This is a genomic window from Streptomyces sp. NBC_00631, from assembly GCF_045206895.1.
Classification (GTDB): domain Bacteria; phylum Actinomycetota; class Actinomycetes; order Streptomycetales; family Streptomycetaceae; genus Streptomyces.
Map to the genome: position 1 here is coordinate 5293186 of NZ_CP107734.1, position 26068 is coordinate 5319253.

The window sequence follows — 26068 nt, forward strand, 5'->3', positions numbered from 1 at the left end:
ACTCTCAGCCGCACCACACCCCGGAAAAACGGGGCATGGGGCTGTTCGTGGTTTCAGAACCAACACAGTGGACGCGAGCAACTGAGGACAAGCCCTCGGCCTATTAGTACCGGTCACCTCCACCAGTTACCTGGCTTCCAGATCCGGCCTATCAACCCAGTCGTCTACTGGGAGCCTTACCCCATCAAGTGGGTGGGAGTCCTCATCTCGAAGCAGGCTTCCCGCTTAGATGCTTTCAGCGGTTATCCCTCCCGAACGTAGCCAACCAGCCATGCCCTTGGCAGAACAACTGGCACACCAGAGGTTCGTCCGTCCCGGTCCTCTCGTACTAGGGACAGCCCTTCTCAAGACTCCTACGCGCACAGCGGATAGGGACCGAACTGTCTCACGACGTTCTAAACCCAGCTCGCGTACCGCTTTAATGGGCGAACAGCCCAACCCTTGGGACCGACTCCAGCCCCAGGATGCGACGAGCCGACATCGAGGTGCCAAACCATCCCGTCGATATGGACTCTTGGGGAAGATCAGCCTGTTATCCCCGGGGTACCTTTTATCCGTTGAGCGACGGCGCTTCCACAAGCCACCGCCGGATCACTAGTCCCGACTTTCGTCCCTGCTCGACCCGTCGGTCTCACAGTCAAGCTCCCTTGTGCACTTACACTCAACACCTGATTGCCAACCAGGCTGAGGGAACCTTTGGGCGCCTCCGTTACTCTTTAGGAGGCAACCGCCCCAGTTAAACTACCCATCAGACACTGTCCCTGATCCGGATCACGGACCCAGGTTAGACATCCAGCACGACCAGACTGGTATTTCAACGACGACTCCACACGAACTGGCGTCCGCGTTTCAAAGTCTCCCAGCTATCCTACACAAGCCGAACCGAACACCAATATCAAACTGTAGTAAAGGTCCCGGGGTCTTTCCGTCCTGCTGCGCGAAACGAGCATCTTTACTCGTAGTGCAATTTCACCGGGCCTATGGTTGAGACAGTCGAGAAGTCGTTACGCCATTCGTGCAGGTCGGAACTTACCCGACAAGGAATTTCGCTACCTTAGGATGGTTATAGTTACCACCGCCGTTTACTGGCGCTTAAGTTCTCAGCTTCGCCCCACCGAAATGGAGCTAACCGGTCCCCTTAACGTTCCAGCACCGGGCAGGCGTCAGTCCGTATACATCGCCTTACGGCTTCGCACGGACCTGTGTTTTTAGTAAACAGTCGCTTCTCGCTGGTCTCTGCGGCCACCCCCAGCTCAGGAAGTAAATTCCCTCACCAGGTGTGGCCCCCCTTCTCCCGAAGTTACGGGGGCATTTTGCCGAGTTCCTTAACCATAGTTCACCCGAACGCCTCGGTATTCTCTACCTGACCACCTGAGTCGGTTTAGGGTACGGGCCGCCATGAAACTCGCTAGAGGCTTTTCTCGACAGCATAGGATCATCCACTTCACCACAATCGGCTCGGCATCAGGTCTCAGCCTTGATGTGCGACGGATTTACCTACCGCACGGCCTACACCCTTACCCCGGGACAACCACCGCCCGGGCTGGACTACCTTCCTGCGTCACCCCATCACTCACCTACTACCACCTTGGGTCAGCGGCTCCACCACTCCCCTCAACTCCGAAGAGATCAGGGCGGCTTCACGGCCTTAGCATTAATGGGTTCGATGTTTGACGCTTCACAGCGGGTACCGGAATATCAACCGGTTATCCATCGACTACGCCTGTCGGCCTCGCCTTAGGTCCCGACTTACCCTGGGCAGATCAGCTTGACCCAGGAACCCTTAGTCAATCGGCGCACACGTTTCCCACGTGTGAATCGCTACTCATGCCTGCATTCTCACTCGTCAACCGTCCACAACTCGCTTACGCGGCTGCTTCACCCGGCAGACGACGCTCCCCTACCCATCCGTACAGGCGTTGGCCCTATTGTACGAATGACACGACTTCGGCGGTACGCTTGAGCCCCGCTACATTGTCGGCGCGGAATCACTAGACCAGTGAGCTATTACGCACTCTTTCAAGGGTGGCTGCTTCTAAGCCAACCTCCTGGTTGTCTGTGCGACTCCACATCCTTTCCCACTTAGCGTACGCTTAGGGGCCTTAGTCGATGCTCTGGGCTGTTTCCCTCTCGACCATGGAGCTTATCCCCCACAGTCTCACTGCCGCGCTCTCACTTACCGGCATTCGGAGTTTGGCTAAGGTCAGTAACCCGGTAGGGCCCATCGCCTATCCAGTGCTCTACCTCCGGCAAGAAACACACGACGCTGCACCTAAATGCATTTCGGGGAGAACCAGCTATCACGGAGTTTGATTGGCCTTTCACCCCTAACCACAGGTCATCCCCCAGGTTTTCAACCCTGGTGGGTTCGGTCCTCCACGAAGTCTTACCTCCGCTTCAACCTGCCCATGGCTAGATCACTCCGCTTCGGGTCTTGAGCGTGCTACTGAAACGCCCTGTTCGGACTCGCTTTCGCTACGGCTACCCCACACGGGTTAACCTCGCAACACACCGCAAACTCGCAGGCTCATTCTTCAAAAGGCACGCAGTCACACCACAAGGATGCTCCCACGGCTTGTAGGCACACGGTTTCAGGTACTATTTCACTCCCCTCCCGGGGTACTTTTCACCATTCCCTCACGGTACTATCCGCTATCGGTCACCAGGGAATATTTAGGCTTAGCGGGTGGTCCCGCCAGATTCACACGGGATTTCTCGGGCCCCGTGCTACTTGGGTGTCTCTCAAACGAGCCGTTGATATTTCAGCTACGGGGGTCTTACCCTCTACGCCGGACCTTTCGCATGTCCTTCGCCTACATCAACGGTTTCTGACTCGCCCTGCCGCCGGCAGACGACAGAAGAGAGATCCCACAACCCCGTATACGCAACCCCTGCCGGGTCTCACACGCATACGGTTTGGCCTCATCCGGTTTCGCTCGCCACTACTCCCGGAATCACGGTTGTTTTCTCTTCCTGAGGGTACTGAGATGTTTCACTTCCCCTCGTTCCCTCCACACTGCCTATGTGTTCAGCAGCGGGTGACAGCCCATGACGACTGCCGGGTTTCCCCATTCGGAAACCCCCGGATCAAAGCCTGGTTGACGACTCCCCGGGGACTATCGTGGCCTCCCACGTCCTTCATCGGTTCCTGGTGCCAAGGCATCCACCGTGCGCCCTTAAAAACTTGGCCACAGATGCTCGCGTCCACTGTGCAGTTCTCAAACAACGACCAGCCACCCATCACCCCCGGAAGAAACCGGAGTTCACTGGGGCCGGCATCGAGGGAATTCATTCCCTCAGACACCCAACAGCGTGCCCGACACGTTCCTCATCCAGACTCACGTTCCACGCCGAAGCAGTACTGGTGATCCATCAAAGTTACCGTGCCGAGTAGTCAACGTTCCACCCACGAGCTGACCACCGTCGGACGTTTGCCGACGTAGTGGCTCTGACTGCCTTACGGCAGCTAGATGCTCCTTAGAAAGGAGGTGATCCAGCCGCACCTTCCGGTACGGCTACCTTGTTACGACTTCGTCCCAATCGCCAGTCCCACCTTCGACAGCTCCCTCCCACAAGGGGTTGGGCCACCGGCTTCGGGTGTTACCGACTTTCGTGACGTGACGGGCGGTGTGTACAAGGCCCGGGAACGTATTCACCGCAGCAATGCTGATCTGCGATTACTAGCGACTCCGACTTCATGGGGTCGAGTTGCAGACCCCAATCCGAACTGAGACCGGCTTTTTGAGATTCGCTCCACCTCACGGTATCGCAGCTCATTGTACCGGCCATTGTAGCACGTGTGCAGCCCAAGACATAAGGGGCATGATGACTTGACGTCGTCCCCACCTTCCTCCGAGTTGACCCCGGCGGTCTCCCGTGAGTCCCCAGCACCACAAGGGCCTGCTGGCAACACGGGACAAGGGTTGCGCTCGTTGCGGGACTTAACCCAACATCTCACGACACGAGCTGACGACAGCCATGCACCACCTGTACACCGACCACAAGGGGGCGCCCATCTCTGAACGTTTCCGGTGTATGTCAAGCCTTGGTAAGGTTCTTCGCGTTGCGTCGAATTAAGCCACATGCTCCGCCGCTTGTGCGGGCCCCCGTCAATTCCTTTGAGTTTTAGCCTTGCGGCCGTACTCCCCAGGCGGGGAACTTAATGCGTTAGCTGCGGCACCGACGACGTGGAATGTCGCCAACACCTAGTTCCCACCGTTTACGGCGTGGACTACCAGGGTATCTAATCCTGTTCGCTCCCCACGCTTTCGCTCCTCAGCGTCAGTAATGGCCCAGAGATCCGCCTTCGCCACCGGTGTTCCTCCTGATATCTGCGCATTTCACCGCTACACCAGGAATTCCGATCTCCCCTACCACACTCTAGCTAGCCCGTATCGACTGCAGACCCGAGGTTAAGCCTCGGGCTTTCACAATCGACGTGACAAGCCGCCTACGAGCTCTTTACGCCCAATAATTCCGGACAACGCTTGCGCCCTACGTATTACCGCGGCTGCTGGCACGTAGTTAGCCGGCGCTTCTTCTGCAGGTACCGTCACTTTCGCTTCTTCCCTGCTGAAAGAGGTTTACAACCCGAAGGCCGTCATCCCTCACGCGGCGTCGCTGCATCAGGCTTTCGCCCATTGTGCAATATTCCCCACTGCTGCCTCCCGTAGGAGTCTGGGCCGTGTCTCAGTCCCAGTGTGGCCGGTCGCCCTCTCAGGCCGGCTACCCGTCGTCGCCTTGGTGAGCCACTACCTCACCAACAAGCTGATAGGCCGCGGGCTCATCCTGCACCGCCGGAGCTTTACAACCCGGGAGATGCCTCCCAGGCTCATATCCGGTATTAGACCCCGTTTCCAGGGCTTGTCCCAGAGTGCAGGGCAGATTGCCCACGTGTTACTCACCCGTTCGCCACTAATCCCCACCGAAGTGGTTCATCGTTCGACTTGCATGTGTTAAGCACGCCGCCAGCGTTCGTCCTGAGCCAGGATCAAACTCTCCGTGAATGCTTCTCACGGGAGCGGAACAGGCCGGAGGAATAATCCGACCGTTCACAGCGTCCTCGCTGTATTTTTCTTCAAAGGAACCTCGACCATCGGACAGTGTCCGACGGACGGGGTATCAACATATCTGGCGTTGACTTTTGGCACGCTGTTGAGTTCTCAAGGAACGGTCGCTTCCTTTGTACTCACCCTCTCGGGCTTTCCTCCGGGCTTCCCTTCGGTCTTGCGTTTCCGACTCTATCAGATCTTTTCTCGACCCGATTTCCTCGGTGCTTTCCAGGTTCCCGCTCTCGCGTTTCCCTTTCCGGCGGCTCCGACTCTACCAGATCCTGCTCGGTGTCTGATTCCCAGTCAGCGGGAGTTGCCTTCCCGGCCGTTGGGCCGTTCCGACGTCCCAAACCCTAGCGGATCCGCTCCGCGATTCCCAATCGGGCCTTGCGGTCCGACCGAGCACCACTGAGTCCCGAAATCGAATTGAATTCGGGCACGCCGAAATCAACCCGGCCGGGAGATCGTGCTGGTGGTTTGGAGTGCCGCTCATGCGGCGGAGGTGCTGTCGCAGAACCGTTACGGCTCCGCGGCAACCCGAAGAACATTACGGGTCGGGCAAGGGGGTGTCAAGCACCCCCTGTCAAGATCTTTTCCGTGGCCCGCACGCCCCGACGTCAGTCCAGGTCAGTGAGCCGGCCGCCGGCGTCGGGCTGGGCGTGCTCGACACGGCGCAGCAGCCTGGTGAGGACCTCGCCGAGCACCAGCCGCTCCGCCGGGGAGAGGTCCTGGAGCAGATCCTCCTCGAAGCCGGAGGCGAGGCGCATGGCCTCCAGCCACTTCTCGCGTCCCTCGGGGGTCAGCTCGACGATCACCCGAACGCGGTTGGACTCGTCCCTCTCCCGGGTGACGAGCCCCTCGGCGACCATCCGGTCGATGCGATGGGTCATCGCGGCGGGTGTGAGGCCGAGGCGCTTGGCCAGTTCGCTGGGGCCCATGCGGTAGGGGACCCCGGAGAGGACGAGGGCCTTGAGGACCTCCCACTCCGCGTTGCTGATGCCGAGGGCGCCGGTCTGGCGGCCGTAGGCGACGTTCATGCGGCGGTTGAGCCGGGACAGCGCCGAGACGATCTTCTCGACCTGGGGGTCGAGGTCCTGGAATTCGCGCTGGTAGGCGGCGATCTGTTCGTCGAGTGTCGGCTCGCCGGCGCCGGTGGAGTCGGCCATGGCCGAAGTATCGCATGGACACGCTTGGCGTTGAAGTCCTTCGCGATGTACTCTTTAGCTTCGAACTTTAGCTTCTAAGTCTTCAGGCTTCAGTAGTCCGCTGACTTAACGACCTGAGAGAGGTGAACGTGACCAGGGCGATGGGCGCAGCGATGCGCCGGATCCACGTGGGCAACGCACTCAGCGCGTTCGGGCTCGGCTTCACCGTCCCCTACCTGTACGTCTACGTGGCGCAGGTGCGGGGGCTCGGTGCCATGACGGCGGGGTTCGTGCTCGCCGTCTTCGCCGTGGCCGCGCTGATAGTGCTGCCGTTCGCCGGCCGGGCGATCGTGCGGCGCGGCCCACTGCCGGTCCTTCTCACCGCCCTGGTGACGGCCGCGATCGGGGCGCTGAGCCTGGGGCTGGCGGGGAGCGGCCCGTCCGTGCTGGCCGCGGCGGCGCTGCTGGGCGCCGGCCAGGCCGTGATGCAGCCGTCGCTCGCGACGATGATCGTGGACTGCTCGACGGCGGAGACCCGGTCCCGGGCCTTCGCGACCCAGTTCTTCCTGCAGAACCTGGGGCTGGGGGTCGGTGGCCTCATCGGCGGCCACCTGGTCGACACGACCAGGGTGTCCTCCTTCACCCTGCTCTTCGCGATCGAGGCGGCGATGTTCCTGCTGCTGGCGGTCGTCATGGCGACGGTGCGGGTGCCGCACTCACCGCGGATCACGGACACGCCGGCCTCGTCGTCCGCGAAGGGCAGCTGGAAGCAGCTGCTCGGGAACCGGGCGATGGTGCAGCTGTCCGTGCTCGGCTTTGTGCTGTTCTTCGCGTGCTACGGACAGTTCGAGTCCGGGCTCAGCGCCTACGGCGTCGAGGCGGCGGGGATATCCACGTCCGCTCTGGGCAGCGCGCTGGCCGCGAACACCCTGATGATCGTCGTCGCGCAGTTCGCCGTGCTCAGGTTCGTGGAGCGTCGGCGGCGGTCGCGGGTGATCGCCGGGGTCGGCCTTATCTGGGCCGTGGCATGGGTCACGGCCGGGTACGCGGGGCTGGGGCATGGCAGCCAGGAGATGGCGACGGCCGCGTTCGTGTCGACGTACGCGCTGTTCGGGCTGGGTGAGGCGATGCTGTCGCCGACCGTGGCTCCGCTGGTGGCCGACCTGGCGCCGGAGGGGATGGCCGGCCAGTACAACTCGGCGTTCGCCCTGGTCAAGCAGTTGGCGCTGGCGGTCGGGCCGGCGGTGGGCGGGCCGCTGGCGGCCTCGCTGCCCGCGCCGTACGTCGTGACGTTCCTGCTGTTCTCGCTGGGGATCAGTGTCCTGGCGGTGCGGCTGGGGAAGCGGCTGACGGATGCGCAGGACCGGCCTTGGCACGCCGCGAGGAGCAGGATCGTCGCGCGGGGTGGCGCGGCTGCGGAGTCCGTGTCCGCGTAGTGGGGGCAGGGGTGGGGACGCTTACCGGCGCCGGCAGGATGCCTCCCCCAGAGGGGGGTACCCCCAGCGCCCACCCGTGCCGCCCGCACGACTGCCCGCGGACAACGAGCCCCGTAAGGCGCGCGGGGAACTGCGCGTTCAGCCCCCACTCACCCGCAGCCGAACCACAGGGGCAGCACCCCCTATGTCGCTACCCCTTCGGCAGTACGAACTCGCACCACACCGCCTTCCCGCCCCCGGGCGTCCGCCGTGACCCCCACCCCGAAGCGATCGTCGCCACGATCGCGATGCCTCTTCCCGACTCGTCGCCCGGTTCCGCGCGTCTCCGGCGCGGGAGGTGGTCGTCGCCGTCCGTCACCTCGATGATCAGTCGGCGGTCGGTACGGCGGAGCCGCAACCGCATGGGCGGGGTGCCGTGCTGGAGGGAGTTGGCGACCAGTTCGCTCGTGGCGAGGACGCCCAGGTCATGGAGATCGGCGGGGAAGCGCCAGCTGGTCAGCACGCCGGAGGCGAACGCACGGGCGCGTGGCGCCGCCTCGATGCCGCCGAGGAGTTCCAGTGCGGCGTTGCGGAACAGCTCGCTGTCCGGGCCCGTACGGGCCGGATGCTGGAGGACCAGGACGGCGACGTCGTCGTCGTGGTCGGCCGTGACGCCGGCCGAGCGGACCAGGCGGTCGCAGATGACCTGGGGAGAGCCGGTGGCGCCCGCCAGCGCGCGCTCCAGCGCCGCGATGCCCTCGTCCAGGTCCTCGTCACGGCGTTCGACCAGGCCGTCCGTGTAGAGGACGGCCGTGGAGCCGGGGCCCAGCGGTACCGAGGCGGACGCGTGGACCCAGCCGCCGGTGCCGAGCGGCGGTCCGGTCGGTTCCTCGGTGCTCAGCACGCTGCCGTTCTCGTCGCGGACCAGGATCGGGAGGTGGCCGGCGGAGGCGTACACCAGCCGTCCCTCGTTGGGGTCGTGGACGGCGTAGACGCAGGTGGCGATCTGGTTGGGGTCGATCTCGGTGGCGAGGCCGTCGAGGAGCTGGAGGACCTCGTGCGGGGGCAGGTCCAGGCGGGCGTAGGCGCGGACCGCCGTGCGGAGCTGGCCCATGACGGCCGCCGCGCGGACGCCGCGGCCCATCACGTCGCCGATGACGAGGGCGGTGCGGCCGCCGCCGAGGGTGATGACGTCGTACCAGTCGCCGCCGACCGCGGCCTCGGTGCCGCCGGGCTGGTAGGTGGCGGCGATGCGCAGGTCGTCGGGTTGTTCGAGCTCCTGCGGGAGCAGGCTGCGCTGCAGGGTCACGGCCGTCTCGCGTTGCCGGCGTTCGCTCGCGCGCAGTCGCTCTGCCGCCTCGGCGTGGTCGGTGACGTCAGTGGCGAAGAGGAGGACGCCGCCGTCGCGGTCGCCGTTCTCGGCGACAGGGGTGCAGGTGAAGGTGTAGGTGCGGCCGTCGAGCGCCTTGCGGGACTTGAGCGTGCGGGGCTTGCCGCTGCGCAGGACCTGGTCGAGGAGGGGGAGGAGGCCCAGTTCGGCGAGTTCGGGCAGTGCCTCGCGGGCGGGGGTGCCCGGGAGACGTACGCCGAAGGCCGTCGTATAGGCGTCGTTGACGTACGCGATGTGGTGGTCGGGGCCGTGGACGAGGGCGACCAGGGCCGGGACGTGGTCGAGGACGCCACGGGCGGGCAGTTCGTCGACCGCGGGCACACAGGGCGAGTCGTCGGTCAGTTGTTCGGCGCGGGCCGCGGGCACGGAGCCTTCCCCCCGTCGGTCCGGGGTGACGGCGTGCTCGGTCCGCGCTGCGGCGCGGCGCTGCGTTCCGGGGAGCCGGGCGCTCCAGCGCGTGAAGTTCACGAAACCTTGCCTCGTGTCGTCGTCTCCGGCCTGCTCGGGGAGCGGCCGGGGTCCGGGGGAAGTCCCCCGGTGCAGTTCTGGGGAGAAGGTGGGGCGAAGCCTTGTGCTCGGTCGGGGGGCAGTCTGGCAGGGTGGCCGTCGGCGACGACATCCGTCAGACGCCGGGGCGGTCCGTGGAGTTCCTGAGTTCCGTCAGGACGACCCGTTCGAGTCGTCGGAAGGACTGTGTGGAGGCTTTCCACCGGCCGCGAGTTCGAACTCCGCTCGGGGATGTTCGAGTGACCCGAGCGAGACGATCTCTCGTTTGAAGAGCCCGGCGAGGGTCCATTCGGCGAGGACGCGGGCCTTGCGGTTGACGGTGGGCACCCTGCTCAAGTGGTAGACGCGGTGCATGAACCAGGCAGGGTAGCCCTTCAGCCTGCGTCCGTAGACCTGGGCGACGCCCTTGTGGAAGCCGAGGGAGGCGACCGAGCCGACGTATCTGTGGGCGTACGTGTCGAGGGGTTCGCCGCGCAGCGCGTGGACGACGTTGTCGCCGAGGACCCTGGCCTGGCGGACCGCGTGCTGGGCGTTGGGGGCGATCTCGGTGCCGGGTTCGGCGGCGGTGACGTCCGGGACGGCGGCGGCGTCGCCCGCGGCCCATGCGTGGTCGACGCCGTCGATCGTCAGTTCGGCGCTGCATTTCAGCCGCCCGCGCGGGGTGCGCGGCAGGTCGGTGGCCTCGATCAGCGGGTGCGGTTTGACGCCGGCCGTCCACACGAGGGTGCGGGTCGGGAAGCGCTGACCGTCACTGAGGACGGCGACGCGGTCGGCGCAGGACTCCAGGCGGGTGTCGAGCAGCACCTGGATGTTGCGGCGGCGCAGTTCGGTGACGGTGTAGCGGCCCAGCTCGGGGCCGACCTCGGGGAGGATCCGGTCGGTGGCCTCGACGAGGATCCATTTCATGTCCTCGGGCTGGATGTTGTGGTAGTACCGCGCGGTGTAGCGGGCCATGTCCTCCAGTTCGCCGAGGGCTTCCACGCCCGCGTAGCCGCCGCCGACGAAGACGAAGGTGAGGGCCGCGTCGCGGATCGCCGGGTCGCGGGTGGAGGAGGCGATGTCCATCTGCTCGATGACGTGGTTGCGCAGGCCGATGGCCTCCTCGACGGTCTTGAAGCCGATGCCGTGCTCGGCGAGACCGGGGATGGGCAGGGTGCGCGCGATCGAGCCGGGGGCGAGGACCAGCTCGTCGTACTCCAGGAAAGTGGCGCCTTTTCGCTCCTCGGCGGTGGCGAGGGTGGCTACTTCGGCGGTGCGCTTGGCGTGTTCGACGGCCGTCACCTCGCCGATGACGACATGGCACCGGTCCAGAACGCGCCGCAGGGGTACGACGACATGACGAGGGGAAATCGAACCCGCGGCCGCTTCGGGAAGGAACGGCTGGTACGTCATATAGGGATCAGGGGTGACGACAGTGATGTCGACCTCACCCTGCCTGAGCTCCCGCTTCAGCTTCCGCTGCAGCCTCAGGGCCGTGTACATCCCGACGTAGCCGCCGCCGACAACGAGAATGCGCGCACGTTCCTTCACCATCCCATGACGCACCCGTGACTCTTGTTTGTCCACAGCCCCGGCAATTTGTGTGACCGGCGGGCGGCTTTGCCCGGCGCCGGGCGCGCGTCCCGGGCCGGACGAAAGGGGCCAGGTCAGCGGGGGCGGGCAGGGGGGCGCGAAGGTACCGAATCGGGAGGTAAACGACCCGTACTCCGATCGGGGGGCGCACCGTGCGGAACGTCCCCCTTCTGAATTGACAGCCTCTCAACTATGTTCGTGTGTCGACGGGGTGCAGAGGATGTGGCCGAACGGTCCGCGACAGGCGGTCCACCGGCCCGCGGTCCATGATCGGTCATGGGTCGGCCGCAGTTCCGCTCGCTCCGGCTATCAATGACGGGGAGTCTCCGGGGGGAGACGTCGTTAACCGGGGGAACACAGATGCATATTCAGGACACGCATTGGTCGTCGGCATCCGCTCTGGCGGCCGGTGGCGGAACGGTGAGCGCGACGGCGGGCAACGGACGCGGTGACGGGCCGCGTACGACGCCGTTGCGGGTGGACGCACAGCGCAATCTGGAGCACGTGCTGCGTGCGGCGCGCGAGGTCTTCGGCGAGCTGGGGTACGGCGCGCCGATGGAGGACGTGGCGCGGCGGGCGCGGGTCGGGGTCGGCACCGTGTACCGGCGCTTCCCGAGCAAGGACGTGCTGGTACGGCGGATAGCCGAGGAGGAGACCTCCCGGCTGACCGACCAGGCGCGGGCCGCGCTCGGGCAGGAGGACGAGCCGTGGTCGGCGCTGTCGCGCTTCCTGCGGACGTCGGTGGCATCGGGGGCGGGGCGGTTGCTGCCGCCGCAGGTGCTCCGGGTCGGAGTGCCGGAGGAGGTCGGCGGCGGTGCCGGGGCCGGCTCCCAGGCCGAGGCGGCCCGGGTGCCGCAGCAGCGGACGCAGCCGGGGGCCGGGGAGTTGCGGCTGGTGGCGGAGGAACGGGAGCCGGTGGCCGACGCCGATGACGCGGGGGCGGCCGCGCTGCTCGAAGTCGTCGGGCGGCTGGTGGAACGGGCTCGGGCGGCTGGTGAGCTGCGGCCGGACGTCTCCGTCTCCGACGTGCTGCTGGTGATCGCGACCGCGGCGCCGTCCCTGCCGGATGCGGCGCAGCAGGCGGCGGCTTCGGCTCGGCTGCTGGAGATCTTGCTGGAGGGGCTGCGGTCGCGGACCTGACGGTGGCCTTGCTCGGTCGGGCGGGTGGCCTTCGCGCGAGCATGTGCCGTGCCATGACCGTGGGCGGGTGCGGGTTGCCTGTGGCTGGTCGCGTCCACGCGGCGGCAGCCGCAGATCGGACACAGCCCCGCGCCCCTTGCGGGGCGCTGCAGTCCCGCATGCCCGTCGGCGTTTCCTCTTCCGGGTGACCGTTTCGTCGCTCGGGAGTCCGGACAAAAGGCAGTGTGGCAGTCTGAGCCGGTGATCCGGTCGGGCGGGCAGGCATCGGGGGCGTTCCGCGATGAGCGTTGACGGGTGGGACGAGTCCGTCGGTGAGGGGCTGACCTCGCCGCAGGTGCCCAGCCAGGGCGGGCGGGGCGACGTCCCGGCGCAGCGCGACGGCGGTGTGCTGCCGCCGCCCAGGGAACTGCCCCACCCCGACAGCCGGTTGATCGAGCGGATGCGGGCCGGTGACGACTCGGCGTACGAGGAGCTGTACCGGCGGCACGCGGACGCGGTACGGCGCTACGCGCGGACCTGCTGCCGGGACGGGCACACGGCCGACGACCTGACCGCCGAGGTGTTCGCCCGCATGCTGCAGGCGGTACGCGGTGGGTCCGGGCCCGAGTACGCCGTGCGCCCCTACCTGCTCACCTCCGTACGCCGGGTCGCCGCGCAGTGGATCAAGTCGGCCCGGCGTGAGCGACTGGTCGACGACTTCGCGCTGTTCGCGGCGGATTCCGCGCGCGCCGCCGAGGGGTCCGACAACGACACACTGGACCTCGGCGCGGATGTGCACGCGATGCACGAGGCCGAGCAGTCGATGGCGATGCAGGCCTTCCGTTCGCTGCCGGAGCGCTGGCAGGCCGTGCTGTGGCACACCGAGGTCGAGGACGAGTCGCCGAGCGAGGTGGCCGTCCTCTTCGGACTGGACGCCAACGGCACCCGCGTCCTTGCCAGTCGGGCCCGTGAGGGTCTCAAGCAGGCCTACCTCCAGGCCCATGTGAGCGCCGCCCTCGTCGACGACGAGGAGTGCGCCCGCTACGCCGACCGGCTCGGCGGCTACGCCCGCCGCAAGCTGCGGGTACGCGCCGAACGGGGGCTGCGCAAGCATCTGGAGGAGTGCGCCAGGTGCCGGCTGGCCGCGGCCCAGATCGAAGAGGTCGCGAGCGGTATCCCGGCCGTCGTACCCGTCGCGGTCATCGGCTGGTTCGGGGTTGCCGGGTACGCCAAGGCGCTCGGGATCATCGCCGGGGGCGCCGGAGTGGGGGCCGCGGGGGCGGCCGCCGCGGCGAGCGGTTCGTCAGGCGGGGCGGGCCGTGGTGCCGGGGGTGCCGCAGCCTCGGAGGGGCTCGCCGGGCCGGTGAAGGCCGGTATCGCCGCCGGGCTGGTCGCGACGGCGATCGCCGTGGTGGCCCTCGCCCTGACGAACGACAGCCACCCGGCCAAGGAGGCCGCCGGACCCACCCCGTCCACGCCGGTCGTCCAGCCCGGGGTACCGACCCCCACGCCGTCGAAGAGGAAACCGGCCCCCGAGCCGGTCGCCCTCGCCGCTGAACCGACCCGCACACCCACCCCGACGCCGACCCCGAGTCCGAGCCCCCGGCCCACCCCCAGCCCGAAGCCGCCCCAGACCCCCACTCCGACACCCACGCCGTCCCCGAGACCGACCCCCACCCCCACACCCCCTCCGGCGCCCGACCCGGTCGTCTACCAGTGGAGCGAGCTGCGCTTCGACGTCACCGGCGACGGCACCCGCCCCGAGATGCGGCTCGGCGGCAGCAGCTGGGTGTGGCAGCGGTACGGCGTGACGGTCGCCGGCAAGGAGTACGCGCACGGCGTCACCGTGCACGGCAGGTCCTCCGTCACCATCGACCTCAACCGGCAGTGCACCGCCTACGACGCGATGGCCGGCGTCGACGACATGACCCTCGGCCTCGGCAAGGTCACGTTCGCGCTCTACGCGGACGGGGTGCGGCTGTGGCGGTCCGGTGTGGTCGAGGGCGGGCAGGCGGCCGTGCCCGTCCATGTGGACCTGACCGGCCACCGGACCGTGCGTCTGGTGGCCGAACCGCAGACCGACTTCGACACGGTGGCGCTCGCCGACTGGGCCGAGTCGAGGTTCACGTGCCGGTAGCGGCGGTCGGTGTTCTGCTCAGTTCGCGCAGAGCGCCCTCCTCGGTGAGGGAGGCGCCGCGCGAGCGCTCGGCCGCGTAGCGCTGCGGGGTCAGTGCGGCGCGGGCGGCCGCGTCGACCTCCTCGGCGCGGGTGCGCTCCGGCTCGGGGCGGACGCTCCCGGCGCGCCAGTGGTCGGCGGCGGCGTACAGCCGTACCGCCCCCGCCAGATCGCCGAGCCGGGCCAGCAGGTCGGCGCCGATGTCCACCAGCGCCGCCGTGATCACCTCGGCGCAGTGGTACTCCACCGCCTCGCGCAGCCCCTCGGCGACGATCGGCAACCCCCTCGCGGGTCCGTCTTCCGCCGCCGTGAGCAGGGCCTCGACCGCGCGGACAGCGGCCATGAACTGCGGCGGCGCGGAGCCGGCCAACGTCGTGGCCCGGGCGGTCCGGTAGTACTCGCGCGCCCGCTGCAGTTCCCCTTCGTAGAGGGCCAGGTGCGACCGGAGCAGCGCCACGTACGCCTTGGACTCCGCCACCGCGTACCGGTCGGCGACCTCGCCCGCCTGGTCGAGGACGGCGTGGGCGCCCGCCCGGTCGCCGGAGCGGAAGGCGATCTCGGCGAGCCGTGCGAGCAGGAAGGGCGTCTCCGCGTACGCGCCGACCTCCTGGGCGAGCCGCAGTGCCTCCCGGTACTCGCCCTCCGCCGCCACGAACCGGCCGCGCGCCATGTCCGCCTCGCCGGCCGCGCTGCACACCTGCGCCCCCATCCAGCGGTCCCCGACCCGCCGGCTGAGGATGCGCAGTTCGGCCAGGTCCTCGTCGACGCCGCGCAGGTTGCCGGGTGAGTCGACCAGGATGTGGGTGCGGTACATCAGGGTGACGCCGATCTCCCACTCACCGCCGTACACCCGGCAGTTGGCGACCACGGCGGACATGTCCGGGGTGATGTCCACGGCGGAGCCGCCCAGGGTCCACGCGGTGAGCGGCCAGATGAGGCCCGGCATCCGGGCGGCCCGGGGACCGCCTGCCTCGAAGGCGGCCCGGACGCGGGCGACATACCGCGGAGTCCGCTCGTCCGTCACCAGGTCCGGCTGGCCGGACTCGGACGCCAGGAACAGGTCGAGCAGCCTGAGGTCGTAGCGCAGTTCGTACAGCGGGTGCCCGGCCTCGGCGTCGGGAGCGGCGAGGAGTGCGCCCACGGGGTCCGCCGCGTCGGCGAACGCGCGCAGTTCGTCCGCGCCGGCGTCCGCGGGCAGGGCGTCCCGGGCGACGCCCAGGCGCAGTACCGCGCGCACCGAGGCCGTCGCCTCCTGGCGGTAGTTGCGCAGCCACCAGAACCAGCCGACGGCGAGGACGATCCGGCCCGCCTGTACCTCGTCGCCCGCGCGCAGTGCCCGGTCGAGGGCGGCACGGATGTTGTCGAGGTCGCTCTCCAGGCGGCGGATCCAGGAGAGCTGCTCCGCGGAGCGCAGTCTCGGCTCCGCCTCCTCCACGAGTGCGCGCACCCACGCGCCGTGCCGCCGCTCGGCCGCCGCGCGCAGCCCGGGGACCTCCGCCGCGCGCTCGACGGCGTACTCGTGGATGGTCTCCAGCATGCGGTAGCGCATGCCGCCGGTGCCGTCCGGACCGTCCGGGGTGGCGATGATCAGGGACTTGTCGACGAGCGCTCCGACGAGCTCGGCGGCCGGTCCGGTGCAGACGGCCTCGGCCGCCGTGAGGTCCCAGCCGCCGGCGAATACGGACACCTCACGCAGCATCGTCCGCTCCCGCTCGTCGAGCAGGTCCCAGGACCAGTCGACGACCGCACGCAGGGTCTGCTGGCGAGGCAGGACCGTGCGGCTGCCGGCGGTGAGCAGGCGGAAGCGGTCGTCGAGCCGGTCGGCGATCTGCCGGGGCGTCAGCAGCCGCAGCCGGGCCGCCGCGAGCTCGATGGCCAGGGGCAGGCCGTCCAGGCGGCGGCAGATCTCGTCGACCGCCGCCGCGTCGCCCGGCGCGACGGCGGCGCCGGTGGTGGGACGGACGGTGCCGGCGCGCTCCTCGAAGAGGCGGTGTGCCTGCTCGGGGGCGAGGGGCTCGACCGGGCGCACCGACTCGCCGGGGACGCCCAGGGGTTCGCGGCTGGTGGCGAGGACCGTGAGTCCCGGGCAGTGGGTGAGCAGGGTCTCGGCGAGGGCGGCCGCCGCTTCGATGACATGTTCGCAGTTGTCAAGGATCAGGAGTTGGCTGCGCGGGGCGCAGTACTCGACGAGCAGGGCCGTGGGGTCGGTCTGCACCGTCGCCAGCTCGTTGGTCATGAGCACGGTCTCGCGCAGGCCGAGCGCGCTGACCACCGCGCCAGGCACCGCCTCCGGCCGGTCGAGCGGGGCGAGCTCGACGAGCCATGCCTGCGGGAGCCCGGCGGCGGCCTCCTCGGCGAGACGGGTCTTTCCGGAGCCGCCCGGTCCGGTGAGGGTGACGAGACGGGCCCTGTGCAATTCGGAACGAACGGCTTCGAGTTCGGGTTCCCGGCCCACGAAAGAGGTAAGACGCGGACGGAGGTTGCCGGTCCGGGGCGGGGGTGCGCCGAGGGGTGCGGGCTCCTGGCTGAGCAACGACGTGTGCAGCGCCTTGAGTTCCGGACCGGGGTCGGTGCCGAGGCCCTCGGCGAGGGTGCGGCGGGCGGTCTCGTACGCGGCGAGGGCGTCCGCCGGGCGGCCGGTGTCGCGCAGGGCGCGGATGAGCAGGGCGTGCAGGGGCTCGTCGTAGGGGTGGGCCGTGGTGAGCTCGGTCAGTTCCGGTACGGCGTCGGCGGCGCGGCCGAGGCGGAGGGCGGCGTCGGCGCGGGTGCGGGTGGCTTCCAGCCGGAGCGCCTCCGGGCGGGCGGCGGCCGCACTGCGGTCCGGGAGGTCGGTGAGGGCGGGTCCGCGCCAGAGGGCGAGGGCCTCGGTGAGGAGACGGTGGGCCGTCGCCGGGTCGCCGGTGGTCAATGCCTGGGTGCCGTCGCGTACCTGCCGCTCGAAGACGTGCAGGTCGATGTCGTCCTCGACGGCCTCCAGGCGGTAGCCGCCGGGGCCGGACGTGATGGCGTCCCTGCCGAGGGCGCGGCGGAGCCGGCCGACGAGGGCCTGCAGGGCGGCCGGGGCGTCCTGGGGCGGGTCGTCGTCCGTCGCCCAGATCTCCTCGATGAGGGTGTCGGGGGTGCGGGTGCGGGAGGGGTGGAGGGCGAGGGCGGTGAGCAGGGCGCGGAGACGGGGGCCGCCGACGGGTATGGGGGCGCCCTGGTCGTCGATGGCTTGGGTCACACCCAGGATTCGGTACCGCACCGGGTCATTGTCGCCGGGGGCGGGGGATGGGTCAGGCAGTTTCAGCGCCGCGGGTCGCAGGTTGCCCGGGGTGGAGCGGGAGCCGGGGGGTTTCGCTCACGGCGCTGGCCCGGTGCCGCCGCGCCCACCCGTGCCGCCCCAGCGGCACGACTGCCCGCAGCTGAGTAGCTGAGAAGAAGCGGCTGGGCAGCGCCCCGTAAGGGGCACGGGGCTGTATCAATGTGCGGCTCCGCCGCGTGGGCGCGAGCAACCCCCACCGGCCCGTGGACGGAACACAAAGGCCGCACCCCTGATGCGAGGGCCCTGGGGCGGCAGCCCCCGGATACGGCGGTCCCCCGCACACCCTCACGCCCCGGACGCCAACGCCCCTCTCATCGGCGTCACCCCCGCAGGGACCGCACGGGCCCGCGCCGGCGTCCCCGTCCAGCACGTGCCCCGGCGGGAGAGGAGCCGCCGCAGCCAGAGTTCCAGGGAGACCAGGTCGGCCAGGCCGTCCAGCGGCAACGGCTCTCCCGCGGCCGCCGAGCGCAGCGCCTTGCGGACCACTCTCGCCTCCACCAGGCCCGCCTGCGCCAGCAGCGGTGTCGAGAAGAGGGAGATCAGGTCGTCGGCCGCCACGCGCAGCCCCGTACGGGTGGCGGCTGCCGAGGAGGCGTGGGAGGGGGCGCCCCAGCCCGGTGGGAGGTCGGTGACGCCGGCGCCCTCCAGGACCGTGCGGAGGATGGCCGCGCGGGCGCCCGGCTGGACCCGCAGCGCCTCGGGGAGGTCGCGGCAGGCGCGGACCACCTGGTTGTCCAGGAAGGGGGCGTGGAGGCGCTGGGAGCGGATTTCGGCGGCCTGTTCCAGGACCCGGATGTCGGCCGCGTGACGGGTCAGCACCGCACGCGCGCGGTAGTCTCCGGGGCGCTGCCCGGGGCCGACGCCGGAGCGGTTCGCCGAACCCTGGAGAAGAACCGATACTTCAGCGAGGGCCTCGCCGGTCAGCCAGCGCGCCGCCGGGCCCGGTCTCGCCCAGGTGAGCGCCGCGAGGGACGCGCCCACCGCGCCCCCGGGGTCGTCGAACCGGCGCCGCAGCAGGCGCTCGGCGAGGGACTCGACGCCCGCGCGGTACGGCGTACGCGCCAGGCGCCGCGCCGCGCCGTACACGCGCGCGGGGACCATCACCGAGCCGTCGGCCTTGGCGAGCGCGGCGACCGGGCGGACGAGGTGGCGGCGCTTGCGGTCCATGAGCAGGTCGGCGAGGCGCGCGGGGTGCGCGTCGAGGACCTGGCGGGCGCCGTAGCCGGTGAAGTGGTCGGCGCTGCCAGCGGCGAGCCGGGCGCGGTGCCGGGCGGCGGAGACCAGGGACGGACCCGGTTCGTCGGTGAGGGGGCCGTCGAGGTCGGCGTACGGGAGCATCTCCTCGCCGCCGGTGACCACCACATGGTGCAGGCGCGGGTTGGCGGCGAGGGTGCCCGCACGTTCGAGTTCGGCCTCGCGGCCGCCCACGGCCAGGTCGTTGAAGGTGACGGCGAGGAGGCGCTCGCCGGCGCCCGTGCCGTGGCCGAGGATCGTGCCGGGCATCCCCGGCAGCCCCGCGGCGAGCAGCGCGAGGGTGCCCGACGCCGGCCCGCCGGAGAGGTCCGCGCCGATGCCCGGGACCGGCATCCCGCGCGCCGCGCGACGCTCGGCGGGGCCCATGCCGGGTACCGGACCCGGGTCGATGTCCGGTACGTGCCGGGGCGCCGACAGCCGCGCGCGTACCGCCTCTACGAGCGCGTCCCGTACGGCGTCCACCGCGCGGTCGGGATCCGCGGAGGGTGCCGCGACCGCGAGCGAGGCGACCTGCTCGTATCCGGCGACCTCGCGCGCCCCGGTGCGCAGGATCAGCGCATGTCCCGGCGGAATGCGCCGCACGCCCTCGTACGGGGTCGAGTCGTGCAGCGCGGCCGGTACGTCGGGGACGGCGAGGAGGGCCGCGAGGTGGCCGTAGTCGAGGTTGGCCTCGATGAGGTCGGCGAGGGGGAGGGCGGCCGTGGCGTAGGCCGTACCGCCTGCCCAGGGGCTGTAGAAGACCGGGCGGGCGCCCGCGAGGTCGCCGCAGACCGTGACCCGGCGGCCGACCTGGACGACGGCCGTGTAGCTGCCGGGCCAGGCGGTCAGATGCCGGAGTGCGCCCCCGCGCGCCGTGAAGAGGCCGAGGCGCAGCTCCTCGTCGGTGGCGCCGCAGGTGCCGAGGACGGCGATGCGGTTCTGCGCGTCGGCCTTGATGACACGCACCTCGTCGGGGCGCCAGTCGCCGACCGCCCAGAGCGGATCGGGGTCGCCCCACAGGAGCTGGGAGCCGATGGGCTGGACGGTCTCGCCGTCGTAGCCCATGGCGCCGGCGGAGCCGAGCGTGGCGGCACCGGAGGCGGTGCTGCTCCATCCCACCAACCACCGCATCGACGCCTCCACAGGCTGTGGACAACCATGCACGGTATGAACCGGGTCCCCATGCTGCCATGAAGGAGGCGGTCCGGAGGGGCGGTGGGGCCGCCTTTGATCCCTGGAAGATTTACCGGAGTTGCCGCAGGACCGGCCATGCGCGCGTGCCGCGGAAGAGCCGGGGCGAGCGCCGACGGCCGTACGCCACCGGGCGACTGCGACGCGAATGCGCCCCCTGTACGCTCCCCCAAAACGCCCTTCGCGCCCTCAATTGCCGTGGTAGGAGCGTTGATCACCCGCGAAAGGCGGGGTCGATTTTCGGCCAAATCAGAGATGGCCGCGCGGACTTGCGCACGCTCCGTACATGCTTTGCGCATCGCACGCGCGCGTGCTCGAACGCGCACAGTCCGGGAGGCGGGCATCGCCTCCCGGACCGGTCCGCCACCCGCGGGGATGAAGGTGGCGGTGTCCCCCAGCCCACTGGATCCAGTACAGCGGGCCGACCCACGCACCAGCAATGGAACCGCTCCCCTGATGGCCGGAGAAGAGCGCACGGCCGGGCGCACGGCCACACGACGGGGGCACGCCGCGACAGCTCGTGCACGGTGCGTATCTGGGCCGCACTCGCGTACGGACCACAATCCCGCCATCCGGAACAATGCCCCTTAACGCTTGGGATGCGGCGAACTACGCTGGGTTTACGAATGCCGCGTGGTTATGCCAGCGCGGCAGCCGTCTGTGTCGAGGGGTGGCGCATGTCCAGGGAGCAACGCGGGCCGAACGAAAAACTCGGCGCCGTTCTCGCCCTCGCGGGAATCAGCAACGCAGGACTCGCGCGACGCGTCAACGATCTTGGCGCTCAACGCGGGTTGACTCTTCGCTACGACAAGACGTCGGTGGCGCGCTGGGTGTCGAAGGGCATGGTGCCGCAGGGTGCCGCCCCGCACCTCATCGCTGCCGCGATCGGCCAGAAGCTCGGCCGCCCGGTGCCGCTCCACGAGATCGGCCTGGCGGACGCGGATCCCGCCCCCGAAGTGGGCCTCGCCTTCCCCAGGGATGTCGGGCAGGCGGTGCGGTCGGCGACGGAGCTGTACCGCCTCGACCTGGCCGGCCGCCGGGCCGGCTCCGGCGGCATCTGGCAGTCTCTGGCCGGTTCGTTCGCAGTAAGCGCATACGCAACGCCCGCCTCGCGTTGGCTGATAACTCCCGCCGACAGTTCGGTGGCGCGCGAGGCGAACACCGTGGACGGTTCGGGCGCACCGCTCAAAGTCGGCCACAGCGACGTGCAGAAGCTGCGGGAGGCCGCCGAGGACGCCAGGCGCTGGGACTCCAAGTACGGCGGCGGCGACTGGCGGTCGTCGATGGTGCCGGAGTGTTTACGCGTGGAGGCGGCGCCGCTGCTGCTCGGCGCGTACTCCGACGAGGTCGGGCGGGCGCTGTTCGGGGCGAGTGCCGAACTGACCCGGCTGGCCGGGTGGATGGCCTTCGACACCGGACAGCAGGAGGCCGCGCAGCGGTACTACATCCAGGCGCTGCGGCTCGCCCGCGCGGCGGCGGATGTGCCGCTCGGCGGCTACGTCCTGGCATCGATGTCCCTGCAGGCGACGTACCGGGGATTCGGCGACGAGGGCGTCGACCTCGCGCAGGCCGCCGTGGAGCGGAACCGGGGGCTGGCGACCGCCCGCACCATGAGCTTCTTCCGGCTGGTCGAGGCTCGGGCACACGCGCGCGCCGGTGACGCCCAGGCCGCGGGGGCCGCGCTGAAGGCGGCGGAGGGGTGGCTGGAGCGGGCGCGGGAGGGGGACAACGACCCTTCCTGGCTCGGTTTCTACGGCTACGACCGGTTCGCGGCGGACGCGGCCGAGTGCTACCGGGACCTGAAGGCCCCGCGGCAGGTGCGGCGCTTCACGGAGCAGGCTCTTTCCAAGCCGACGGAGGAGTTCGTGCGGTCGCACGGGCTGCGGCTGGTCGTCTCGGCCGTCGCGGAACTGGAGTCGGGCAACCTGGACGCGGCCTGCGAGCAGGGCGTGCGGGCCGTGGAGGTGGCCGGGCGGATATCTTCGGCGCGGACCACGGAGTACGTGAAGGATCTGCTGCATCGGCTGGAGCCGTACGGGGACGAGCCGAGGGTGGTGGAGCTTCGGGAGCGGGCACGGCCGTTGCTGATGGCGCCGGCGTGAGGGGCGCCCAGGCAACTGCCGGGCCGATGTGATCATGCGGCTGCGCGGGCGTGGGGCTGGTCGCGCCCACGCGGCGGCAGCCGCAGATCGGACACAGCCCCGCGGCCCTTCGGGGCGCGCTGCACGCACCCGCGTTTGAAAGCGATGTCAGTGGCGCAGTGCACTATCGAGCGTGGAAGGTGGTGCAGGTGTCTGCCGGGGTTGCTTACGACTGTGATGTGCTCGTCGTCGGTGGGGGGATCGTCGGGCTGTCCACCGCGTATGCGATCACCCGGACCGCGCCCGGCACCCGGGTCACCGTGCTGGAGAAGGAGGCCGGGCCGGCCAGGCACCAGACGGGCCGGAACAGCGGGGTCATTCACAGCGGGATCTACTACCGGCCGGGGTCGCTGAAGGCGCGGTACGCCGTCAGTGGTGCCGCCGAGATGGTCAAGTTCTGTGCGGAGTTCGGCATCGCGCACGCGGTCACCGGCAAGCTGATCGTCGCCACCGAGCGGTCGGAGCTGCCCCGGCTGCACGGGCTCGTGCAGCGCGGCCGGGAGAACGGGATTCCGGTGCGGGAGCTCGGGGCCGCGCAGATCGGGGAGTACGAGCCCGAGGTGCAGGGCCTCGCCGCCATACACGTCGGGACGACGGGGGTGTGCGACTTCGTCGGAGTCGCCCGGCAGCTCGGTCAGGCCTCGGGGGCCGAGATCCGGTACGGCGCGCGGGTGGTCCGCGTGGACCGGCGGCCGGAGCGGGGGGTGGCCGTGCTCACCTCGCGCGGTGACGTCGTACGCGCGCGCGTGCTGGTCAACTGCGCGGGGCTGTACTGCGACGAGGTCGCACGGCTGACCGGGGACGAGCCGGGGATGCGGATCGTGCCGTTCCGGGGCGAGTACTACGAGCTGGCGCGACCGGAGCTGGTGCGGGGGCTGGTGTACCCGGTGCCGGACCCGGCGTTCCCGTTCCTCGGGGTGCACCTCACGCGCGGGATCGACGGCGGCGTGCACATCGGGCCCAACGCGGTGCCGGCGCTGGCCCGGGAAGGCTACGGCTGGGGCGTCGTGCGGCCGTGGGAGGTCGCCGGGACACTGGCCTGGCCGGGGGCCTGGGCGCTGGCGCGGCGGCACTGGCGGTACGGGGGCGGGGAGCTGCGCCGGTCGGTGTCGAAGAAGGCGTTCACGACGGCCGTACGGCGGCTGCTGCCCGCCGCGGAGGAGGGGGACCTCGTGCGGGCGGCCGCGGGGGTGCGGGCGCAGGCCGTGCTGCGGGACGGGACGCTCGTCGACGACTTCCTGATCAAGGAGGCGCCACGAGCGGTCCATGTGCTGAACGCGCCCTCGCCGGCGGCGACGGCCTCGCTGCCGATCGGGCGGGAGGTGGCACGGCGGGCGCTGGCGATACTGGACGCGGTGTGACCCCGTCGGCCGTCCCGCAGGGGCCGTAAAATCGACGCACTGTGTCTGAGTTCCTCAATGCCTCCGAAACCCCCCAGCCCGACGAGCGGCCCCACCACGCCCCCGGGGTGCCCGTCCGGCACACCCGGACCAAGGGCGAGCCCCGGTTCCCGGACGGCCCCAGGGCCGATCCCGCCGGGTCGCACTTCGAGCGGCGGATCCGCAGCTTCCAGCCGCGCCGCAGCCGGGTCACCGCCGGGCAGGCCGACGCGCTGCAGCGGCTGTGGCCCAAGTGGGGCCTGGACATCGACGGACAGCGGGTCATCGACCTCGGCGAACTGTTCGGGAACGGCGACCCGGTGGTGCTGGAGATCGGGTTCGGGATGGGCGAGGCGACCGCGCAGATGGCCGCCGGGGACCCGGGCGTCAACATCCTCGCCGTCGACGTGCACACACCCGGGCAGGGGAACCTGCTGAACCTCGCCGACCAGAACGGGCTGTCCAACATCCGGGTGGGGAACGGCGACGCGATCATCCTGCTCCGGGAGATGCTGACACCGGACTCGCTGGACGGACTGCGGGTGTACTTCCCGGACCCGTGGCCCAAGAAGCGGCACCACAAACGGCGGCTGATCCAGCCCGAGTTCCTCGATCTCGTCGCGACCCGGCTGCGGCCCGGGGCGATCGTGCACTGCGCGACGGACTGGGAGCCGTACGCCGAGCAGATGCTCGAAGTGCTCGAAGCCCACCCGGAGTTCGAGAACACGCAGGCCGACGGCGGTTTCGCGCCACGTCCGGCGCACCGGCCGCTGACCCGTTTCGAGGGCCAGGGACTGGACAAGGGACATGTGGTGAACGATCTGCTCTTCCGCCGCGTACAGCACCGGGTGCCGCAGAGCGAGCAGCACCGTCAGGAGTCACCTCGTTAGGGTCGATGCCGTGGCCACCTTTCCGCCGCCGTACCCGCCGCCGTACCCGCCACACTGTCCGCCCCGCTGGTGGCAGCGGCGCTGGGTGCGGTACGGGGCGCTGGGCACGCTGCTGGCACTCTCCGGCCTGGTGATCCTCGCGCTGGTGCGGGAGCAGACGGGGACGGAGGGCTTCCTCGTCGGGCTCGGGCTCGCCGTGCTGCCCGTGCCGCTGCTCGTGGGCGCGTTCCGGTGGCTCGACCGGGTGCAGCCCGGCCCCTGGCGGAACCTGCTGTTCGCCTTCGCCTGGGGCGCCTGCGCGGCCGCGCTGATAGCCATCGTCGCCAACAGTTTCGCGACGAAGTGGATAGCGACGGCGACCGCGGATCCGAGCAGCGCGGACACGCTCGGGGCGACCGTGATAGCGCCGATCGTGGAGGAGTCGGCGAAGGCGGCAGCCGTGCTCCTCGTCTTCCTCTTCCGCCGGCGGGACTTCACCGGGATCGTCGACGGGGTGGTGATAGCCGGGGTCACCGCCACCGGGTTCGCGTTCACCGAGAACATCCTCTACCTCGGCACGGCCTTCGGGACCGACCAGCTGACCGGTGACAGCGGGATCGCCTCCGTCACCGCCGCGACCTTCTTCGTGCGCATCGTGATGTCCCCCTTCGCGCACCCGCTCTTCACCGTCCTCACCGGCATCGGCTTCGGCATCGCCGCGTTCTCCGGGGAGCGGCAGCGGGCGCGGCGCGTACTGGTGCCGCTCGCCGGGCTGCTGCTCGCGATGAGCATGCACGCGTTCTGGAACGGGTCGTCGACGTTCGGGCAGTACGGGTTCTTCGCCGTGTACAGCATGTTCATGGTGCCGACGTTCGGGCTGCTGATCTGGCTGGCCGTGTGGACGCGGCAGCGGGAGCTGCGGACCGTGCGGGAGGAGCTGCCTGCGTACGTCTACGCGGGGTGGCTGGGGGCTGCCGAGCCGTTCGTCCTCGGCTCGATGCGGGCCCGGCAGATGGCCAGGGAGTACGCCGCGTACCACTTCGGGAAGGCGGCGGGGAGGGCGGTCGCCGAGTACGAGGGGTACGCGACGACGCTGGCGCTGCTGCGGCGCCGGGGGCAGGCGGGGCGGGCGGGGGCCGACTTCGTGGTGCGCGAGCGGGAGCTCCTCACGGAGCTGTGGAGCCGGCGGGAGCTGGTGCGGCCTGCCCTGGAGTACGCGGCCAGGACGGCCGCGCCGGGTGGGTGGCCGGGGTACGCCGGTCATGCGCCGCCCGCCTACGGGGCGGCGGGGCCGGGGTGGCCCGGGGCGGCGGTGCCGTACCCGTCCTACAACCCGTACCGGAGCTAGCGCTTCGAGGTCGCGGAGGGTCCGGCACCGCCGGGATGCGCCGTGGTGGCTGAGCGCCGAGGCGGCGGAAAAAATTGTGAGCGGCGGGAAAAGGAGAACGAGCCGGCGAAGGCACGCGAAAGCCGTCAGCCGGGGGCCGCCGGATATCAGCCGCCAGTCCGACGGAGCCCGCACGCGAAAACCGACAGGCGGAAGCCAGCAGGCGGGAGCCGTCAGGCGGAAGCCAGC

At 69.8% G+C, this 26068-nt stretch carries 12 protein-coding genes and 2 rRNA genes; 7 read left to right on the forward strand and 7 right to left on the reverse strand.

Annotation, left to right across the window (positions count from 1 at the left end; genetic code table 11):
* Positions 1-83: 83 nt before the first annotated feature.
* The 3 genes from OHB00_RS24245 to OHB00_RS24255 form a co-directional block, all read right to left on the reverse strand.
* Positions 84-3190: ribosomal RNA gene (locus tag OHB00_RS24245) — 23S ribosomal RNA — on the reverse strand.
* A gap of 291 nt (positions 3191-3481) precedes the next feature.
* Positions 3482-5006, reverse strand: a 16S ribosomal RNA gene (locus OHB00_RS24250).
* Together the 16S and 23S rRNA genes form the textbook arrangement of a ribosomal RNA operon.
* A gap of 662 nt (positions 5007-5668) precedes the next feature.
* Positions 5669-6217, reverse strand: coding sequence for a MarR family winged helix-turn-helix transcriptional regulator (locus OHB00_RS24255; RefSeq protein ID WP_406437518.1), 549 nt, complete (start codon positions 6215-6217; stop codon positions 5669-5671).
* Positions 6218-6345: 128 nt separating this feature from the next.
* On the opposite strand from OHB00_RS24255, the gene OHB00_RS24260 reads away from it, so the two are divergent.
* Positions 6346-7632: an MFS transporter gene (locus tag OHB00_RS24260; RefSeq protein WP_406445965.1), complete on the forward strand. Its 1287-nt coding sequence runs from the start codon at positions 6346-6348 to the stop codon at positions 7630-7632.
* 190 nt (positions 7633-7822) lie between these two features.
* Here OHB00_RS24260 and OHB00_RS24265 read toward each other — a convergent pair whose 3' ends face one another.
* A complete protein-coding gene (locus tag OHB00_RS24265; protein ID WP_406437520.1) occupies positions 7823-9469 on the reverse strand; it encodes a SpoIIE family protein phosphatase in 1647 nt (548 codons plus the stop codon).
* Between the two features lie 192 nt (positions 9470-9661).
* Positions 9662-11041, reverse strand: a complete 1380-nt coding sequence (locus OHB00_RS24270; RefSeq protein ID WP_406437521.1) for an NAD(P)/FAD-dependent oxidoreductase — start codon at positions 11039-11041, stop codon at positions 9662-9664.
* Between the two features lie 399 nt (positions 11042-11440).
* Between OHB00_RS24270 and OHB00_RS24275 the strand changes: the two genes are divergently transcribed.
* A complete protein-coding gene (locus tag OHB00_RS24275) occupies positions 11441-12220 on the forward strand; it encodes a TetR/AcrR family transcriptional regulator (protein ID WP_406437523.1) in 780 nt (259 codons plus the stop codon).
* Between the two features lie 280 nt (positions 12221-12500).
* Complete coding sequence (locus OHB00_RS24280) at positions 12501-14336, forward strand: sigma-70 family RNA polymerase sigma factor (protein ID WP_406437525.1); 1836 nt, start codon at positions 12501-12503, stop codon at positions 14334-14336.
* On the opposite strand, the gene OHB00_RS24285 is transcribed toward OHB00_RS24280, so the two are convergent.
* Together OHB00_RS24285 and OHB00_RS24290 are read right to left on the reverse strand one after the other, a co-directional pair.
* Complete coding sequence (locus OHB00_RS24285) at positions 14323-17619, reverse strand: BTAD domain-containing putative transcriptional regulator (RefSeq protein WP_406437527.1); 3297 nt, start codon at positions 17617-17619, stop codon at positions 14323-14325. The two genes, OHB00_RS24280 and OHB00_RS24285, sit on opposite strands and share 14 nt — an antisense overlap.
* A 345-nt stretch (positions 17620-17964) precedes the next feature.
* A complete protein-coding gene (locus tag OHB00_RS24290; protein ID WP_406437529.1) occupies positions 17965-20043 on the reverse strand; it encodes an asparagine synthase-related protein in 2079 nt (692 codons plus the stop codon).
* A 737-nt stretch (positions 20044-20780) separates the two neighbouring features.
* On the opposite strand from OHB00_RS24290, the gene OHB00_RS24295 reads away from it, so the two are divergent.
* From OHB00_RS24295 to OHB00_RS24310, 4 genes are all read left to right on the forward strand, one after another.
* A complete protein-coding gene (locus OHB00_RS24295; RefSeq protein ID WP_351485478.1) occupies positions 20781-22205 on the forward strand; it encodes an MFS transporter in 1425 nt (474 codons plus the stop codon).
* Positions 22206-22384: 179 nt separating this feature from the next.
* Positions 22385-23605 (forward strand): L-2-hydroxyglutarate oxidase, encoded by a 1221-nt coding sequence (lhgO, locus tag OHB00_RS24300; RefSeq protein ID WP_406437532.1) that lies wholly within the window; start codon positions 22385-22387, stop codon positions 23603-23605.
* Positions 23606-23646: 41 nt separating this feature from the next.
* Entirely contained in the window at positions 23647-24513 is an 867-nt protein-coding gene (gene trmB, locus OHB00_RS24305) for a tRNA (guanosine(46)-N7)-methyltransferase TrmB (RefSeq protein ID WP_406437534.1), read from the forward strand.
* A 10-nt stretch (positions 24514-24523) separates the two neighbouring features.
* On the forward strand, positions 24524-25840 hold the full coding sequence (locus OHB00_RS24310; protein WP_406437536.1) for a PrsW family intramembrane metalloprotease: 1317 nt from the start codon (positions 24524-24526) through the stop codon (positions 25838-25840).
* Positions 25841-26068 lie beyond the last annotated feature (228 nt).